Annotated in this window: 16 protein-coding genes and 1 pseudogene; 5 read left to right on the forward strand and 12 right to left on the reverse strand. The window is 72.8% G+C overall.

Features of this window, described 5'->3' with window-relative positions; all coding sequences use genetic code 11:
• Positions 1-28 precede the first annotated feature (28 nt).
• A complete protein-coding gene (locus tag ACIHAD_RS06765) occupies positions 29-1,213 on the forward strand; it encodes a hypothetical protein (protein WP_397353371.1) in 1,185 nt (394 codons plus the stop codon).
• Here the strand turns inward: ACIHAD_RS06765 and ACIHAD_RS06770 are convergent.
• Together ACIHAD_RS06770 and ACIHAD_RS06775 are read right to left on the reverse strand one after the other, a co-directional pair.
• A complete protein-coding gene (locus ACIHAD_RS06770) occupies positions 1,171-2,205 on the reverse strand; it encodes a CopD family protein (RefSeq protein ID WP_397353372.1) in 1,035 nt (344 codons plus the stop codon). The genes ACIHAD_RS06765 and ACIHAD_RS06770 overlap by 43 nt on opposite strands.
• The gene (locus ACIHAD_RS06775; RefSeq protein ID WP_397353373.1) at positions 2,202-2,789 is read right to left on the reverse strand and encodes a copper resistance protein CopC; all 588 of its coding nucleotides are present in this window, start codon (positions 2,787-2,789) and stop codon (positions 2,202-2,204) included. Before ACIHAD_RS06775 ends, ACIHAD_RS06770 begins: the two co-directional genes overlap by 4 nt.
• Positions 2,790-2,840: 51 nt before the next feature.
• Between ACIHAD_RS06775 and ACIHAD_RS06780 the strand changes: the two genes are divergently transcribed.
• Complete coding sequence (locus ACIHAD_RS06780) at positions 2,841-3,020, forward strand: hypothetical protein (RefSeq protein ID WP_397353374.1); 180 nt, start codon at positions 2,841-2,843, stop codon at positions 3,018-3,020.
• Positions 3,021-3,082: 62 nt separating this feature from the next.
• Here the strand turns inward: ACIHAD_RS06780 and ACIHAD_RS06785 are convergent, their stop codons facing one another.
• The 4 genes from ACIHAD_RS06785 to ACIHAD_RS06800 form a co-directional block, all read right to left on the reverse strand.
• A complete protein-coding gene (locus tag ACIHAD_RS06785; protein WP_397353866.1) occupies positions 3,083-3,880 on the reverse strand; it encodes an SDR family NAD(P)-dependent oxidoreductase in 798 nt (265 codons plus the stop codon).
• Positions 3,877-4,875, reverse strand: a complete 999-nt coding sequence (locus ACIHAD_RS06790; RefSeq protein WP_397353375.1) for a diiron oxygenase — start codon at positions 4,873-4,875, stop codon at positions 3,877-3,879. Before ACIHAD_RS06790 ends, ACIHAD_RS06785 begins: the two co-directional genes overlap by 4 nt.
• Before the next feature lie 69 nt (positions 4,876-4,944).
• Positions 4,945-5,544, reverse strand: a complete 600-nt coding sequence (locus ACIHAD_RS06795; RefSeq protein ID WP_397353376.1) for a TetR/AcrR family transcriptional regulator — start codon at positions 5,542-5,544, stop codon at positions 4,945-4,947.
• 11 nt (positions 5,545-5,555) lie between these two features.
• Positions 5,556-6,938, reverse strand: a complete 1,383-nt coding sequence (locus ACIHAD_RS06800) for a sensor histidine kinase (RefSeq protein WP_397353377.1) — start codon at positions 6,936-6,938, stop codon at positions 5,556-5,558.
• Positions 6,939-7,069: 131 nt separating this feature from the next.
• Between ACIHAD_RS06800 and ACIHAD_RS06805 the strand changes: the two genes are divergently transcribed.
• The 3 genes from ACIHAD_RS06805 to ACIHAD_RS06815 are packed head-to-tail and all read left to right on the forward strand — an operon-like array spanning position 7,070 to position 10,773.
• On the forward strand, positions 7,070-8,236 hold the full coding sequence (locus ACIHAD_RS06805) for an acyl-CoA dehydrogenase family protein (RefSeq protein ID WP_397353378.1): 1,167 nt from the start codon (positions 7,070-7,072) through the stop codon (positions 8,234-8,236).
• Positions 8,233-9,264: an acyl-CoA dehydrogenase family protein gene (locus tag ACIHAD_RS06810; RefSeq protein WP_397353379.1), complete on the forward strand. Its 1,032-nt coding sequence runs from the start codon at positions 8,233-8,235 to the stop codon at positions 9,262-9,264. Before ACIHAD_RS06805 ends, ACIHAD_RS06810 begins: the two co-directional genes overlap by 4 nt.
• Entirely contained in the window at positions 9,265-10,773 is a 1,509-nt protein-coding gene (locus ACIHAD_RS06815) for an AMP-binding protein (RefSeq protein ID WP_397353380.1), read from the forward strand. It begins immediately after the preceding gene.
• Here ACIHAD_RS06815 and ACIHAD_RS06820 read toward each other — a convergent pair.
• From ACIHAD_RS06820 to ACIHAD_RS06845, 6 genes and pseudogenes are all read right to left on the reverse strand, one after another.
• A complete protein-coding gene (locus tag ACIHAD_RS06820) occupies positions 10,734-11,855 on the reverse strand; it encodes a C45 family autoproteolytic acyltransferase/hydolase (RefSeq protein WP_397353382.1) in 1,122 nt (373 codons plus the stop codon). The two genes, ACIHAD_RS06815 and ACIHAD_RS06820, sit on opposite strands and share 40 nt — an antisense overlap.
• Before the next feature lie 34 nt (positions 11,856-11,889).
• Positions 11,890-12,849 (reverse strand): helix-turn-helix transcriptional regulator, encoded by a 960-nt coding sequence (locus ACIHAD_RS06825; RefSeq protein WP_397353383.1) that lies wholly within the window; start codon positions 12,847-12,849, stop codon positions 11,890-11,892.
• Positions 12,850-12,865: 16 nt separating this feature from the next.
• Positions 12,866-13,759 (reverse strand): NADP-dependent oxidoreductase, encoded by an 894-nt coding sequence (locus tag ACIHAD_RS06830; RefSeq protein WP_397353867.1) that lies wholly within the window; start codon positions 13,757-13,759, stop codon positions 12,866-12,868.
• A 12-nt stretch (positions 13,760-13,771) separates the two neighbouring features.
• Positions 13,772-14,710 (reverse strand): annotated as a pseudogene (locus ACIHAD_RS06835) (zinc-binding dehydrogenase); the annotation flags it as partial.
• Positions 14,711-14,757: 47 nt separating this feature from the next.
• Positions 14,758-16,194 (reverse strand): Nramp family divalent metal transporter, encoded by a 1,437-nt coding sequence (locus ACIHAD_RS06840; RefSeq protein WP_397353384.1) that lies wholly within the window; start codon positions 16,192-16,194, stop codon positions 14,758-14,760.
• 61 nt (positions 16,195-16,255) lie between these two features.
• Complete coding sequence (locus ACIHAD_RS06845; protein WP_397353385.1) at positions 16,256-17,044, reverse strand: GNAT family N-acetyltransferase; 789 nt, start codon at positions 17,042-17,044, stop codon at positions 16,256-16,258.
• Positions 17,045-17,091 lie beyond the last annotated feature (47 nt).

Below are 17,091 nucleotides of genomic sequence, written 5' to 3' on the forward strand. Positions count from 1 at the left end.
CGCGCCGGATGACCGTAAGATTTGCGCCGTGAAGTCACCAGCATCGTTCAAGAAGGCCGCAGCGTGGGCCTTGCCGTACTGGACCAGAGGCCAGGCGGGGCGCGAGACGCCGCAAGACCTGTTCCGGGTGCTCTACCTCGGATGGCTGGTGGCGCTCACGCTCAAGCTGCTCGGCTCGGCATGGGACGTGTCGTGGCACTTCAAGTGGCTGCGCGACGACCTCGCCCCGCCCCACCTGCTCAACTCCGCCGGCACCGCGCTGGTCGTCGTCCTGACCGTCGTCCACGGCTACACCGGCTACGGCGTGGACAAGGCGGCGCTGCGGCTCATCCAGTGGGGGACCGGGATCTTCCTCATCGCGGTGCCGCTCGACCTGATCAACCACCGCGTCAACGGGCTCGACATCACCTCGTGGAGCCCGTCCCACATCATGCTCTACGTTGGAACGTTCTTCATGATCATGGGCGTGATCAGGGGCTGGTTCATGGGCGCGCCCCCCGGACGGGAGCGCACGGTCGTGCTGGGCGCGTTCCTCGCGTTCTTCCTGGAGAACGTGCACTTCCCCGAGCAGCACCAGGAGTACGGCATCCTCTCCCTCGGCGCCTGGGACAACCACGCGACCTACGCCGAGCAGATCCTGCTGCGCTTCGCCGCCGACCAGATGGGCCGCCCGGTCGACCGGATCATGATGAGCGGGTTCACCCTGCCCGTGCCCGACTACCTCTACCCCGTCTACGCCGTGGTCGCGGGGCTGTCGGTGCTGGTCGCGGCCAGGCTGCTGATCGGCAGGTTCGGCGCGGCGACGCTGGTGGCCGGCGCGTACGTGGGGTTCCGCACGCTGATCTGGCCGCTGCTCACCTTCGGCGGCTTTCCGCCGTCGGCGCTGCCGTTCTTCTTCGTGGTGGCCGGGCTGCTGGTCGACCTGGCGTTCCTGGTGCGCGTCCCGGCCGTGCGCGCGGTCGTCGGGGCGGTCGCGGTGACCGCCGGCGCCTACGGCGCGCTGGTCGCGCAGAGCGCGCTCATGGGCCCGGTCTACGGCGCGATCAAGGGCCAGACCGGCCTGTACGGAGCGCCGCCCCTGGTCACGTCGTCGGCCGTCTGGGCCGGGCTCGGGCTGCTGGCCGCCTGGCTGGCCGCCGAGTGGCTGGCCGGGCGGCGCGACCGCCGGGCTCAGCCGATCGAGGCCCGCGTGATCGCCACCGCCACCCCGTAGGCCAGCCCCATCACGCCCACCTCGGCCGCCGTCCAGCTCACCAGGGCGGTGGCCCCGCCGCGGCGGATCACCGGCAGCAGCCGGAAGCGGATGTGGGCGGCCAGCGGCACCAGCGACGCCACCAGTGTCGTCTTGATCACGACGAGCACGCCGTAGTGGCTGGTCACGATCGCGTCCGGCAGCTCGACGCCGGGCGTGAGGGCCATCGTGCCGAGCCCGGTGACCAGCCCGGAGAGCGAGACCAGGAGCAGGCAGACGGTGGCCATCCTGGAGAACTTCGGCAGCGCCACGGCCAGCAGCCCCCGGTGGGGGGCGACGAACACGGCCGTGGCGGCCAGGCCGCCCGCCCAGGCCGCCGCGCCCATCACGTGGATCTCCATCGAGATCATGATGGGGTCGTGCCAGACGGAGTTGACCGCGTGCCCGGTGACCGGGATGGGCAGCAGCCCGAACAGCGCCACGATGATCCGCAGTTCCGCGGGCACCTTCTCGCCGAACCGCACCGCCATCAGCCCGATGCCGGCCGCCGCCAGCGCGCACGCCGCGCTGAACAGCAGCCCCTGCCCGGTGCCCACCTCCTCGACGTAGGAGGCGATCAGGCCGAACGTGGGCACCCGGCCCGGGTTGAGCTCGGCCGTCTGGAACACGATGGTGAGCAGCGCGCAGATCGCCCACGCCCAGGCCGCCAGCACGGCGAGCGGGCGCACCCGGCGCAGGACCGGCTCGGTGGCGTCGGGGTCGTCGAAGCCGAGCAGCTTGGGCACCAGGCTCAGGCCGACCACGGCGACCGCGGCCAGGTCGAGCAGCACCCGGACGACGGGCAGGCCGTAGGCCACGATCGGCCCCGGCATGGGGATGCCCGGTACGGACTCCTGGGCGGTGAACGTGGAGGCCGCCACGGCGGCCACGATCCCGCACACGACGAACGCCCCGGCGACGAGCCGCCCGCCTACGGCCTGCTGCGCGGAACGGGAGGAAACGGTCACGGTCACGCCCGAGTCCCCTCCGCGGGCCGCGCCTCGGCGTCCCCTTCGGCCTCCGATGAGGGGGCGGGAGCGGGGGCGGCGCGGCGGAGGGCGACGGCGGTGCCCGCGGCCAGGAGCAGCAGCGCGGCCACGATCCACACGACCGCCATGCCGGCTCCGCCGTTGGCCGCCGCCTCGGCCGCCTCCGCGCTGTCGCCCTGCCGGACCTGCCCGGCCGAGACGCCGGTGGCGGACGCGGCCAGGCTGAAGCTGATCTTCCCGGTCACCGGATGCCCGTCGGAGGACAGGATCCGGTAGCCCACCACGTACGAGCCGCCCGCGGGCAGCGGTTTGACCTTGACGGAGACGCGTTCGGCCGACACCTCCGCCGCGCCGTCGGCCCACGAGGAGCCGTCCGCCCCCGTCACGCCCACCTGCGCGTACCCCTGGCGCACCGCCTGGTCGAACACCAGCGTCACCCCCGCGGGCGAGGCGGACAGCGTGGCGCCGTCCTTCGGATCGCTGCCGACCAGCACGTTGTGCGCCTGCGCGGGAAGGGCGAACCCGACCGCGGCGCACGCGAGCAACAGGACCGTGAGTAGCCGCCTCACCGATCAAAACCTTCCATCGAACGAGTCTCGAACCCGTATATGGTCCCACCCATGACGGACCTCTTCGGCGGTGCGGCGCCCTACTACTCCTACACGGCCCCGGCCAGGCTCGGCGACCGCCTGCCCGCGTTCGTTGAGGCGGCCAGGGCCGCCCTGCTGGCCGCCGAGCCGTCGGGCCGCTGGGAGCTGACGACGACGACCGAGGTCCTCATCGCCCGCCGCCCCGCCTGACGGGTGCGGTCGGCCCGTCTCAGTGCCCGCCGTCCCGCCTTGACGGGTGCGGTCGGCCCGTCTCAGTGCTTGGTGAGGCGTCTGACCGCCAGGCCCGCCACCCGTACGGCCGCCGACGGTGACAGCCGGGCGGCGCGCCAGGCGGCCCGCCCCGAGGCGGGCGCCACGATCAGCGCCTTGTTCCTGGCCACCCCGCGCAGGATGTCCGCGGCCAGCGCGTCCACGGGATAGAGCCGCCCCTGCGCCCGCACCGCCGCGCTCCTGGCACGGGCGGCCAGCTCGGTCTGCGGCAGCCCCGGGTTGGTGTGGTCGAGCAGCGGCGTGTCGATGAACCCCGGGCACACCACGCTGACCCGCACCCCGTACAGGGCCGCCTCGGCCCGCAGCGCCAGCGAGAGCCCGACCACGGCGTGCTTGCTCGCCGTGTACGGCAGCATCAGCGGCGCCGGCACCAGCCCGGCCAGCGAGGCGGTGTTGACGATGTACCCGAACCCCTGGTCCACCATGACCGGATAGGCGGCGTGCACGCCGTGGACGACGCCACGCAGGTTCACGTCGATCGTCCGGTTCCAGTGGTCGAGCGACAGCTCGCCGGTGGCGCCACCGACCGCGATGCCGGCGTTGTTGAACATGAAGTCGAGCCGCCCGCGCTCGGCCTTCACCCGCGTGACCAGCGCGGCCACGGCCTCGGCGTCGGTGACGTCGAGGCGGGCGAACTCCAGGCCGAAGTCGGAGGCGGCCCGCTCGCCCGCCCTCTCGTCGACGTCGGCGATCACCACCGCCGCGCCCCTGCGCCGCAGCTCCCGCGCCACCGCGCGGCCGATCCCGGAGGCGCCCCCGGTCACCACCGCGACCTTCACCGGCACGGCTCCGCCCATATCCCCATGGCCTGCCACACCTTCCTGCTGACGACGTTGACCAGCCCGATCTCGGCGCACAGCTCACGCGTCCTGCCGACCGAGTCGCGGACCTCCTGCCGGGCGGCCGGGTTGTCGCGGTAGATCTCGGCCACGACGTCGCCCGGGATGCGGAAGTGCCTGATCATCGGGCCGGGCGGCGCGAGCATGATGCGGGCCATCACGCCGAGCACGACCGGCGAGATCACGCTCAGCGTCATCCGCCGGTGGCGGGGCATGCGCGGCACCCGGTGGCGGAGGTAGTGGCGGGCGAAGGAGATGTGCCTGGCCTCCTCCGCGATGTGGATGCGCATGATCGTCTCTTCCAGCGGATGGTGGACCTGGCCGGCCTTCAGCACCTTACGCTGCACGTGGTCGATCGGGTCCTCGCCGCCCAGGACGAAGACGAAGAACAGCTCGGTGGAGACCAGCGGGATCCACGGCACGACCTGGGCGATCAGGGAGAGCGGCCGCGGCATGCCGCGTATGGGGAGCTTCGTGCGGTTCACGAACTCCTGGAACATCATCCCGTGATGTCCCTCTTCGATGGTCTCGTGGTAGACGTACCGGAACTCGGGGGCGCCGTTCGGCAGGCGGTAGGCGTAGTTGAGCAGGCCGCGCTTGAGCAGGTTCTCGAACTGCAGGCCGATCTTCATGGCGGTGGCGACCCGCCACAGGCCGATCCTGGCGCGGACCTCGGGGGAGCGGCTGCGGTACCAGGGGTGGCCGCCCAGCTTGTCGTCCCCGGGCAGTTCCCAGCGCGGGTCGGCCTGGTCCACGAGGAACTCCGGGTCGTCCCACGGGATGTCGCGGTAGGGCTCCCAGTGCTTGTCGACCGACGCCTTCGAGAGGCGTTCGACGACCGCTTCGTAGGCGCCGCGGCCGGCTTCGCAGGTGCCGCGGCCGGCGGCCCTCTCGTCGTTCTCCCCGGCGGCGGCAGAGCTCGGTGCGGTGGTCATCGCGGGTGCTCCTCTCCTCGCAGCACCAATTGTACGAAGCATCCAATAGGTGCGGAAGAGCGGCCCGGGTCACAGGTTCTCGACCGGCAGCCCCAGTTCCCCGGCGACCGCCGTACGCAGCAGGACGGCGGCCCGGCGGCGCGGGAGCACCTTGGGGTGCACGTGCGTCTGGACCGCCAGGCCGTCGATGAGCGCGAAGATGCGCCAGACCGCCTCCTCCGGATCGGCGCAGGCGAACGCGCCCGAGCGCACGCCGTCCTCGATGATCGACCGCAGCAGCGAGCGGTTGCGCGTGTCGATCCCGCGGGAGATCTCCTCCAGCTCCGAGCTGCGCATCGCCTCGGCCCAGGCGTCGATCCACAACCGCCGCTCGTCCGAGGGGATCGCCGGCGAGCAGCGCCTGAGCAGGGCGCGCAGTCGTTCGAGCGGGCCGGCGGGGGAGTCCTCGATGTCCGACAGCGCCTCCAGGTGCAGCCTGGCCGCATAGCCGAACGCCTGCGCGAACAGCCGGTCCTTGGTGTCGAAGTGGTAGAAGAGCAACGCCTGGCTGACGCCCGCCGCGCGGGCGATGTCGAGAGTCCGGGTGTGGCCGAACCCCTGCTCGGCGATCACCTCGCAGGCCGTCTTGAGGAGGTCTTCGCGCCTTAATCGGCTGAAACTCCGTGTCACAGCGAGTAACTCTAACTACTGATCAACGGTATTTGTAGGACAAACCGGGCACCGCGTTCGGAGGGCTCGATGGTGAGCGTTCCCCCGTGGGCCTCGGCGATCTCGCGGGCGATGGACAGGCCGAGCCCGGTGCCACCGGCGTCGCGGCGGCGGGAGGCGGCCAGCCGGGTGAACCGCCGGAAGACGGCCTCGCGCTGGTCGGGGGCGATGCCGGCGCCGTCGTCGAGCACCTCCAGCACCGCCTGCCCCTTCTGTTCACCCACAGTCACAGTGATCATGGTATCGGCGTGCCTCTCGGCGTTGTCGAGCAGGTTCGCCAGCAGGCGGGACAGGCGCAGCGCGTCGCCCTCGACCACCACGCCGGAGCGCAGCCGGGCCTCCACCCGCTTGCCCGCCGGACGGCGGCGCAACTCGTCGCTCACCAGCCTGGCCAGGTTGACCGGCTCGCGGCGGCCGGGGGTGCCGGCCTCCAGTCTGGCCAGGGTCAGCAGGTCGGCGACGATGTTCTGGAGGCGGTCGAGGCCCTCGATCATGCGCCGGCCGGTCTCGTGCCAGTCGGCCTCCGCGGGGGCGAGCATCGCCTCCTCGACCTGCGCGCGCATGGCCGTGATGGGGCTGCGCAGGTCGTGGGAGGCGTCGGAGGCGAACCTGCGCTGCTGCTCCACCGCGTGTTCGAGCCGGTCGAGGGTCTCGTTCACGGTACGGGCCAGCTCGTCGAGCTCGTCCCGGTGCCGCCCCCTGGGCACCCGGCGGCCGAGGTCGGTGGCGGTGATCTCGGCCAGCTCGTTCCTGATCGCCGAGACCGGGGTCAGCGCCTTGCGCGCGGTCAGCCAGGCCACGCAGGCCGTGACGGCGGCCAGCGGCAGCACGCCCAGCGCGGTCGCCGGCGGGTACAGAGGGCTGATGTACCAGGGGAGCTCGGGCGTGTAGGCGTAGATCATCCAAGGTCGGCCGCCGACGTGCGCCCGGAAGCCGACGGTGATCAGGCAGCGGACGCCCGGTACCCGGTTCGTGCAGGACGTGGTGTCCAGGCGGGCGTCGGTGCCGCCGGCGGTGGCGGTGCTGAGCGGCGGCTGTCCCGTCAGGCGCGGGCTGGCCTGCCGGATGCGGCCCTCGTCGTCGACGACCTGGATGAGGTCGGTGCCCTCGGTGACGGCCACGGGCCGCAGGCGGGCGGGGGCGTCGCGCTCGACGACGAAGGCGATGCGGCGCGCGGCACCGGCGGTCTGCTCGGTGAGGAAGCCGGTGGCCAACGTGTGCAGGATCGGCGTGAGGAGCAGCGCGGTGGCGCCGTAACCCGCCAGCGCGCACAGCAGGGCGGCCAGCGTCAGCCGCCGTTGCACGGACCAGCGCCTGAACACGATCACGCATCCCTCCGGTGACCAGGTGATCACAGGAGGCGATGGTGGTCCTAATTAAGGGAGTTTCAGTCGCAAATGCGGTCGAAAAGCCCTCCAGAGCATTGCTCTATGCGTGCCGCCGCGACCTGACTAGAGTAAGTGAACACTGATGCCAAGGAGTCGATGTGGACCTTGCAGAGTATCGGCGTGCCGCCGCGGAGTGGCTGCGGGACAACGTCCCGGCCGACGATCAGTCGGGGGCCGACGCCCTCGCCCGCGCCAAGGAGTTCATGGCCAGGCTCTACGACGCCGGCTACTCCGGCATCACCTGGCCGCGGCAGTGGGGCGGCCAGGGGCTGACGCAGGCCGAGGAGCGCGCCTTCGCCGCCGAGGCCCGCGACCACACCCTCCCCACGTACGTCTTCTCCATCGGCCTCGGCATGACCGGGCCGACGCTGGTGGACCGGGGCACCGACGCGCAGCGGGAGCGCTTCGTCCGGCCGTTGCTGCGCGGCGAGGAGGTCTGGTGCCAGCTGTTCTCCGAGCCGGGCGCCGGCAGCGACGTGGCCGGCCTCCAGACCCGCGCCGTACGTGACGGCGACACCTGGGTCGTCAACGGCCAGAAGGTCTGGACCTCGGTCGCCCACCACGCCGACTGGGGCCTGCTGCTGGCCCGCACCGACGTCGAGGTGCCCAAGCACCGCGGCCTGACCATGTTCGTGGTGGACATGCACCACCCCGGCGTGACGGTCAGGCCGCTCAAGGACATGTCCGGCAGGGCCAACTTCAACGAGATCTTCTTCGACGACGTGACGATCCCCGACGAGCACCGGATCGGCGAGGTCGACGACGGCTGGAGCGTGGCCGTCACCACCCTGCTGCACGAGCGGCTGTCGATCTCCGCCGGCGTCGGCATGGGCGGCCAGAGGGACAACCCGGCCACCTTCGAGGCGCTGCGCGAGACGCTCGACACCGGCGACCCGCTGGTCCGCGACCAGCTCGTCGAGCTGCACATCCGCAGCCGCGCCCTGGCGCTGTTCAACCAGCGGCTCGCCCAGGAGACGAGGGCCGGGATCTTCCCCGGCGCCCGCGGCAGCGCCGCCAAGCTGCTGCTGGCAGAGCTGACCCTGTTCCAGGCCGACCTCGCGACCCAGCTCGCCGGCCCCGAGTCCGTGGTCGGTGACCATCCGCTGTCCCGGTCGATCTCGCTGGCCCCCGGCATGGCGCTGGGCGGCGGCACCAACGAGATCATGCGCAACATCGTCGGCGACCGGGTGCTCGGCCTGCCGCCGGAGCCCAGGGTGGACAAGACCGTGCCGTTCAAGGACCTGAAGGTGGGGACGCAGGGGTGAAGCTCGTACTCGGCCAGGAACAGCAGCAGCTCCGCGAGGCCGTGCGCGACTTCCTGCGTGCCGCCTCGCCGCTGCGCAAGGCCCGCGAGGGCTACGACCCCCAGGTGTACGCCCGGCTCAACGGCGAGCTCGGACTGTCCGGCCTGGTCGTCCCCGAGGAGCACGGCGGCGCAGGGGCCGGGCTCGCCGACCTCGCGGTGGCCCTGGAGGAGACCGGCGCCGCGCTGCTGCCCGGCCCCTTCCTCGCCACCCAGTTCGCCGCGCTCGCGCTCACCCAGGTGCCCGACAAGGAGCTGCTGGGCGGCATCGCCGAGGGCCGCGTCGCCGCCACGCTCGTCCAGCCCGAGCAGGACCTCGCCTTCGACGGCACGGCCGTCACCGGCGCCCTGCCCCGGGTGTTGTCCGGCATGGAGGCGGACGTGCTGCTCGCGCCCGCGCCCGGCGACGGCGGCGTGCTGCTGGTGGCCGTCGACCTGGCCGGCCCCGGCGTCACGCGGACCCCGCTGGAGACCCTCGACCTCACGCGCGGCCAGGCGCTGGTCACCCTGGAGCGCGCCCCCGCCCGCGTCCTCGGCCGGCCGCCCGCCGGCAGCGGCATCGGCGACCGGCTGTGCGTGGCGCTGGCCGCCGAGCAACTGGGCGTGCTGCGCGCCGCGCTCGACGCCATCGTCGCCTACGCCAAGATCCGCGTCGCCTTCGGCCGGTACATCGGCTCCTACCAGGGCGTCAAGCACAAGCTCGCCGACATGCACGGCAAGCTCGAACAGGCCGAGTCGATCGTCAGGTACGCCGCCTGGGCCGCCGACGAGTCCCCCGACGAGCTGCCCGGCGCCGCCGCCCTGGCCCAGGCGTACGTGGGCCGCGCCTGCTTCGAGGTCGCCCGCGACCACCTGCTCCTGCACGGCGGCGTAGGTTTCACCTGGGAGCACGACGCGCACCTGTTCTACAAGCGGGCCAAGGCCGACGAGGTGCTGCTCGGGCCGCCCCGCATCCACCGGGCCCGTCTCGCGGAACTCCTGGAGTTGTAGATGGACATCAGCGGCCTTCCCGGCTTCTACGCCATCGCCGCCGCCGACCCCGGCCGCCTGGCCGTGATCGACACCGACGGCGCCGAGACCACGTACGGCGACCTGCTCGCCAGGGTCAACCAGGTCTCCCACGGCCTGCGGGCCCGCGGGCTCGGCAAGGGCGACGTGGTCGCCGGCGTGCTGACCAACGGCCTCGACGCCGTCGTCATGCTCATGGCGACCGGCCAGATCGGGCTCTACTACGTGCCGGTCAACTGGCACCTGACCGAGTCCGAGGTGGCCTACATCCTGTCCGACTGCGACGCCAAGGTCGTGGTCACCGACGCGGCGCACGCCGTGCCGGGCGGGGAGGTCGGCACGTCCGGGCTGGCCGAGGGGCAGCCCGCGGACGCGCCCGCCGGACGTACCGCCGGGGCGGTCATGTGGTACACCTCCGGCACCACCGGCTTCCCCAAGGGCGTGCAGCGCGCGCTGCCCGACGCCGAGCCGGAGGCCGTCGTGCCGCTGTACACGTGGTTCCTCGGCGAGGTCGTCGACCTCGCGCCGGGCGACGCCGTGCATCTGGTGACCTCGCCGATGTACCATTCGGCGCCGTGCGCGCACACCCAGTTCGCGCTGCACCTCGGGCACACGGTGGTGATCACGCCCAGGTTCGACCCGGTCGACATCCTGGAGCTGATCCAGCGCCACCACGTCTCCAACGCCATGATGGTGCCGACCATGTTCCACCGCATGCTGCAGCTGCCCGAGGACGTCAGGGCCAAGTTCGACGTGTCGAGCCTGCGCCAGGTCATCCACACGGCCGCGGCCTGCCCGGTCGCCGTCAAGCAGGCGATCATGGACTGGTGGGGCCCGGTGCTGTACGAGTACTACGGCTCCACCGAGTCCACGATCGCCTTCTCCGTCAAGCCGCACGACTGGCTGGCCAGGCCCGGCACGGTGGGCCGCCCCGCGCCGACGTTCGAGGCCAGGATCTGCGACGAGAACGGCGAGGAGCTGCCGCCCGGCGAGCCCGGCATGATCTACGTCAAGTCGTCGATGGGCGCCTTCGAGTACCGCAAGGACCCGGCCAAGACGGCCGCCAGCATGCTGGGGGAGTGGTACACCCCCGGCGACATCGGCTACCTGGACGAGGACGGGTTCCTGTTCCTGTGCGACCGGCGCACCGACCTGATCGTCTCCGGCGGGGTGAACATCTACCCCGCCGAGATCGAGGCCGCGCTGCTGGAGCATCCCGCGGTGGCCGACGTCGCCGTGATCGGCGTGCCGGACGAGGAGTGGGGCCACAACGTGGTCGCCCTCGTCCAGCCCGCCGAGGGCGTCGAGCCGGGCCCCGCGCTCACCGCCGAGCTGCTCGAACACTGCGGGCCCCGGCTCGCCCGGTTCAAGCACCCGAAGGTCGTCGAGTACCGCGACCGGCTGCCGCGCACCCCCACGGGCAAGCTGTCGCGCTCGAAGGTGCGCGAGGGTTACCTGGCCGAGGCGGGAAACACCAGCTCCTCGCTGTAGTCCCGGCCGTCGCCGAGGTAGAAGCGGGTGGCGAGGGTGCGGTCGGCGGTGTCGAAGACCGTGGTCCACAACGTCCGGTACGGCATGCCCGGGTCCTCGTCCGGCCGGACCGCGCGCAGCAGGTCGCGCAGGTCCCGGCCGGACAGGGTGACGTCCTTGCTGCGCTCGTACAGGGTGCGCAGCCGGCCGTAGGTGCCCAGGCTCGGCATGGTGTCGGCGGGCAGGTCCGTGGGGTCCGGGTGGCGGTGCAGCAGGTGGTTGGTGACGCACAGCGGGCCGTCGCCGAACTCGACGGCGTGCTCGCCGCCGTCCCTGCCGCGTTCCCAGACGAACGCCTGGCCGTGCGCGTCGGCGACCAGGTAGTGCAGGAGCAGGCCGTGGTCGTACTGCTTGGCGGCCAGCAGCGCCTGCTTGGCCTGGGCCGCGTTCTCGCAGGTGTCCAGGAGGAACCTGGGCAGCTGGGTTCCGCCGAGCCCGACCTGCGGGGCGGTGTGCGCCGGCGGCGCGGCGTTCTCGATGTCGGCGAGCAGCAGCATGACGGTCAGGCCGGCCTCGTTCATGCCGTCCATGCAGCCGTCGAGGTCGGCCATGGTGATGACGGTCGAGGCGAGCCCGTCGTCGGGGACGGTGGTGATCACGTAGGGGCGGGCGCCCATGGGCAGCTCGTCCGGGCGGGGCGGCCTGCCCCTGATCTCACTGGCGGTACCGACGAAGAAGTCGTAGTTGCGGCCCACCCTGCCGTGGCCGTCGGCCGAGGCGGACGGCGGGCACCACAGGCCCGAGCAGGCCGAGCCCTCCGGCACGTGGTTCCAGCCGTCGAGAGCCAGGTCGTCCTGGTCGGGGTCGAGGCCGAGCGCCGCGGCCGCGCCGTCCAGACGGGCGTGATGTTGCGGCCAGTTCTGCTCGAACCAGGACATCCTTGCTCTGTTCACCGCCGGGTCGGCGGCCCTGGGCGACCAGCCGAGCCGGCGGGCCTCCTCGGTGAGCACCCGGCCGATCTCGAACTGGCTGCCGGTGACAGTGAGATGCGTGACGAGCTGGAAGTCGTCATTGCCGCCCGCGACGCAGGTCATGTTCGTCATGCCGCGAGGGTGCCGCCGTCCGCTGACCGGCCTCCTACCGTCCGCTGACCGCCCGCCGGTAGCGTTCCGACAGGCCGAGCACCGTCTCGGCCAGCTCCGGCGGGTCGAGCACCTCGAAGTCGACACCGAGGTAGCCGATCCACACCGCCATCCCGTTGAAGTCGTCGCCGCCCAGGCGCAGCAGGCAGGCGTTCTCGCCGGCCGGCTCGACCTCCAGGCCGAACGGCAGCGCGGCGATCCGCTCGGCGGGCGCGTGCAGCAGCACCGTCGCTCGGTGGCGCCACATCGCCGTGCTGACACCCTTCTCGACGTACGCGGCCACGTCGCCGTCGCCCGGCAGTTCGCGGGGCGTGAACCGGGGGCCGGTCGGCGTCCGGGGGAGCAGGCGGTCGACCCGGAACGTGCGCCAGTCGTCCCGCTCGACGTCGTAGCCCATCAGATACCACCGCCCGTGCCGGTGGACCAGCCGGTACGGTTCCACGTCCCGGACCCCCGACGAGCCGTCGTGCCCGGTGTAGTCGAAGCGCAGGCGCTCGTGGTCGCGGGCGGCGTTCGCGATCGCGGTCAGCACCTCCGGCCGGACGTGCGCCGCACCCGAGCCCGGGATCTGCACGGTGTAGGCGTTCAGCGTGTTCACCCTGCGCCGCAGCCGGGCGGGCAGGACCTGTTCCAGCTTGGCCAGCGCGCGCACCGAGGTCTCCTCGATGCCCTCCACGCCGCCGCCCGCCGCCCGGCCGAGCCCGACCGCGACCGCCACGGCCTCCTCGTCGTCGAGCAGCAGCGGCGGCAGCGCCGCCCCCGCGCCGAGCCGGTACCCGCCGGCCACCCCGGGCGTGGCGTGCACGGGGTAGCCGAGCGTGCGCAGGCGCTCGACGTCGTTGCGGATCGTCCTGGTCGAGACCCGCAGCCGGGTGGCCAGCTCCGGGCCCGTCCATTCGCGATGCGCCTGGAGCAGGGAGAGCAGCTTGAGCAGGCGGGCGGAGGTTTCCAGCATGCGCCCAGTCTGCCCGCTATCGCGGCAAGGACGATTCCGCGTCGAGGACGAGCTTGCCGAGGAAGTGGCCGTCCTGGCTGCGCCGATGGGCGTCGGCCACCCGCTCCAGCGGGAACACCTCCGCGACCGGGACGCGCGGCAGCACGTCCACCGGCAACGATCCGCCCTTGCCCGTGGAGAACCGCACGCCGCGCTCGGCCGCGCCCGCGGGGTCGGCGATGGTGAGCACCTTGTCCGGATCGCCGGTGAGCCTGACCGACAGCGCGACCTCGCCGCGTCCCGAGGCGTCCAGCACCCGGTCCACGTGGCCGGGGAGGCGCTGCTCCAGCCCGTCCCCGTAGGTGACCGGGACGACGCCGAGGCCGCGCAGGAAGGCGTGGTGGCGTTCGCTCGCGGTGCCGATCACGCGGGCGCCCCGGGCCAGCGCGAGCTGCGCGGCGGCCAGGCCGACGCCGCCCGCGACCGCGTGGACGAGCAGCGTCTCACCCGCGCGCAGGCCCAGCTCCTCCAGCGTGCGGTGGGCGGTCTCCAGCGCGACGGGCAGCGCGGCCGCCTCCACGTACGACAGGTGCTCCGGCTTGGGACGCAGCGCTGCGGCCTCGGCCAGCGCGTACGTGGCCGCCGCCCCGGACGCGACCTGCCCGAACACCGCCTGGCCCACCTCCAGGCCGGTCACCCCCGGGCCGAGCGCGTCGACCGTCCCGGCCAGCTCGATCCCGGTGCCCTGCGGGCCGTCGGGAGGCGTGCCGCGGAAGCCGGTGCGCACCTTCCAGTCCAGGGCGTTCACCCCGGCCGCCCGGACCGCCACGCGTACCTGCCCGGCCCCCGGCCGGGGCAGCGGCACCTCCTCCAGCGTCAGCACCTCGGGGCCGCCGTGCTCGTGGTAGCGCACGGCCTGGGCGGTGACCAGCAGGACCGCCTTGCCGACCAGCTCGCGGGTCTCCAGGGCGGCGTGCGCCTCGTGGGCGCGGTCGAGCGGCACGGCCAGGCCGACGACGGTCGTCAGCTCGCCGGTGGCCGCCATGCGCAGCGCCTGCCCGGCCAGGCGCCGGAACTCCTCGGGGGCGAACTGCACCTGTTCCATGCCGACCAGCCGCACCCCCCGGCGCGCGGCCTCGGCCGGGTCCACCAGCGCCGTCGAACCGCTCGGCACCCCGTACGCGAAGAACACCCCGCCGGGCCCGAGCGACGCGAACGCCCCGGCCCCCACCCGCCCCCCGACCCCGTCGAAGACCACATCGAAGGCCCCCACCGCGCCCCCTCCGGTCTCACGGGGGTCCAGGGCGGGGTAGTCGACCGCCTCGGCCGCGCCCGCCGCCAGCGCCGCCGCCCGTTTGGCCGGGCCGTGGGCGGCGGCCGTCACCCGGGCGCCCGCGGCCCGCGCGAGCCGGACGATCGGCAGGCCGAGCGCCCCACCGGCCCCCGTGACCAGCACCCGCGCCCCCGGCTTCAGCTCCGCCGCCGCCACCAGACTGATCGCCGCCGGGCCGACCTGGAGCAACGCCGCCGCCAGCCACGAGCTCACCTCCTCGGGCACCGGCACGAGCGTGTCCACCCCGGTCACGACCCGCTCGGCGTACCCGCCGGACACCAGGGCCGCGACCCGCCGCCCCGTCCAGCCGGGATCCACCCCCTCGCCCACCGACAGCACCCGCCCGGCCACCCCGGTCCCCGGCACGAACGGCGGCCGGTTCGGGAACCACTCCCGCCCCCACCCGGCCCGCAACTGCGCGTCCAGCGACATCACGTCGGCCACCGAGACGCCGACGACCACCTGCCCCGGCCCCGCGACGGGATCGTCCACCCGCCGCACCCGGAGCACGTCGGGACCACCGAACTTCGTCACCTCGACAACATCCATGCCGCCGAGTGTGCTACCTCAAGCGAACTTGAGGTCAATCCCGGCGCTCACCCGGTCAACTTCCGCACCTGCTGGACGACCACCAGGACGGTCAGCGTCCCGAAGAACGCCACCGACCAGACCAGCGCCGCCAGCCGGTACGACCTCACCCTGATCGCCTCCGGCAGCGACCGCCGGTTCAGCACGATCAGCAGGATCGAGTACACGAACATCATCACCGCCGCGAAGCACGCCGAGAACACCAGCAGGATCAGCGGCTGGTCGAACCCCAGCAGCAGGATCGCGATCCCGACCAGCGTCATCGCCCAGACGGTGACGAAGTAGACCCGGTTCACCGAGACGGGCCGGTCGCGCAGGTAGACCGTCTTGATCGTGTCGGAGGCCAGCCGCGAGGTGTAGTCGACGATGCCCATGGCCGAGGCGAACAGGGCCAGCGCGCCGATCACCCAGAACAGGATCCCGAACCACGGGCCGACCACGCCCTGGAGCACCTCGCCCTCGATCCTCAGGAAGCCGATGTTGTCCTTGCCCGCCACCTCCGGCCGTCCGAAGACGGTCGAGTAGGCCAGCATCGACATCAGCGCGATCGTCAGGAACGACACCAGCGCGAACGTGGCACCCTGCTCGGCGTTGGCGAAGCGCCACCACCGGCGCCAGCGCGCCAGGTTGCCGTCGGTCGGCGGGAACTGGAAACCGGTCGAGGCCGCCGCCTCCTCCTCGCCGGTGACCGGGCTGACCAGGCGCGGGACGTACGAACCCATGCCGAAGCCCTTGTCGCGGATCCAGTTGCTCTGGCACAGGTTCTGGCCGCCGCCCGCGCCGGCGTAGGCGACGGCGCCCATGAGCACGGCGATCCCGAGCTCCCCGGCCGGGAAGCGGGCGCCGACGGTGAGCCCCTTGCCCAGCTCGGCCCAGCTCTCGGCGTTGACGGCGAACAGGATCGCCACCACGGCCAGCGTGGCCACCAGGGCGATCTTCACGAAGATCACCCGTTCGAGGGCCGTGTAGATCACCGGCGCCAGCGTCAGGCCCAGCGCGATCACCACGAGCATGCCGATCGCGATCCAGCGCACGCCGCCCGCGCCGGCCCCGGTCAGGTACGTCACCATCGTGGCGGACGTGGTCACCCAGCCCGGCCACAGGTTCGAGGCCAGCGTCATCACGACGAAGACCAGGCCCCAGTGCTTCCACATCCGGCTGAACCCGGTCAGCGCGGTCTCGCCGGTGGCCAGCGTGTACCGCTCGATCTCCATGTTCAGGAACCACTGGGTGACGATGCCGACCGCGGCGCCCCAGATGAACACCAGCCCCACCTGGGAGGCGATGTAGGGCCAGATGATGAACTCGCCCGACGCCAGCCCCACCCCGGCCCCGACCAGCCCGGGGCCGATGACGCGCCAGGTCGAGCGAGGAGGTTCGGGCAGGTCGCGGACGGTGACGGAGGGCAGGACTCGCGCGGGGACGGTGGGGGTGAAGTCCGTCATGCGGATCTCCTTGTTCGGCTTCCCGTACCGTCACATTACGCAGATCCCTGACGCCGGTGAACTAGCCGGTCAGGGTCACCACGTAGTCCCCGTGGTCGGTGAGCCCCTCCACCCGTCCGCCGGAGTCCATGAGAGCGCCGAGCACCTCGCGCATCGCCGCCCGCCAGGCCCTGGCCGCCGCCGGGTCCTGCCCGCGCAGCCGTTCGACGTCGCGCGGCGTGCCCACCAGCACGACGTCCGCGTCCGCCGCCCGGACGACCGGGCCGCCGCCGTCCTCCGCCAGCACCCGGGGGCGGCCTTCGGCGGGTTCGACCCGTGGCCCGATCGGCTGCTCGTCCAGCGGCCACACCGCCAGCAGGCGGTCGGAGGAGTCGCCCTCGTTGATCGCGTCGGCCATCACGCCGTAGAAGTCGCGCAGGTACTCCTCGGGGCGGGCGCCCAGCTTGACCAGGTTGAAGCGGGCGTTGCGGCGGACGAGCGGGTCGAACGTCCAGGTGACGCGCTCCAGCCCCCGCTCCAGGCACCACGCCCGTTGGTGCAGCTTGAGCGCGTAGCCGATGCCCCGCCCGATCGACGCGCCCGTCACGTGGGAGTGCAGCGCGCCGCCCGCCGCGCGGAAGCCCACCGACGCCCCCACCAGCACGTCGTCCTCGTAGGCCCCGGCCACGTAGTTCCCCGAGTGGGCGAACCCGATCATCATCTCGACGCTGACCGGCGCGTTGCCCGGATCGGGCCGCCAGATCTCGTCGAAGAGCCGGAAGGCCTGCGAGAACTCGCCGATCTCGTGCAACTCGCGGATCGCCACGCCACTCTTGGCCGCCGCCGCGGCGGCCTCCTCCCGGCTCGTCATGCCCCCACTATGCACGCCGGACGGCGACATGCCCGCCCGCGGTGCGC

This window comes from Nonomuraea sp. NPDC052265, from assembly GCF_044547985.1.
Lineage (GTDB): Bacteria > Actinomycetota > Actinomycetes > Streptosporangiales > Streptosporangiaceae > Nonomuraea.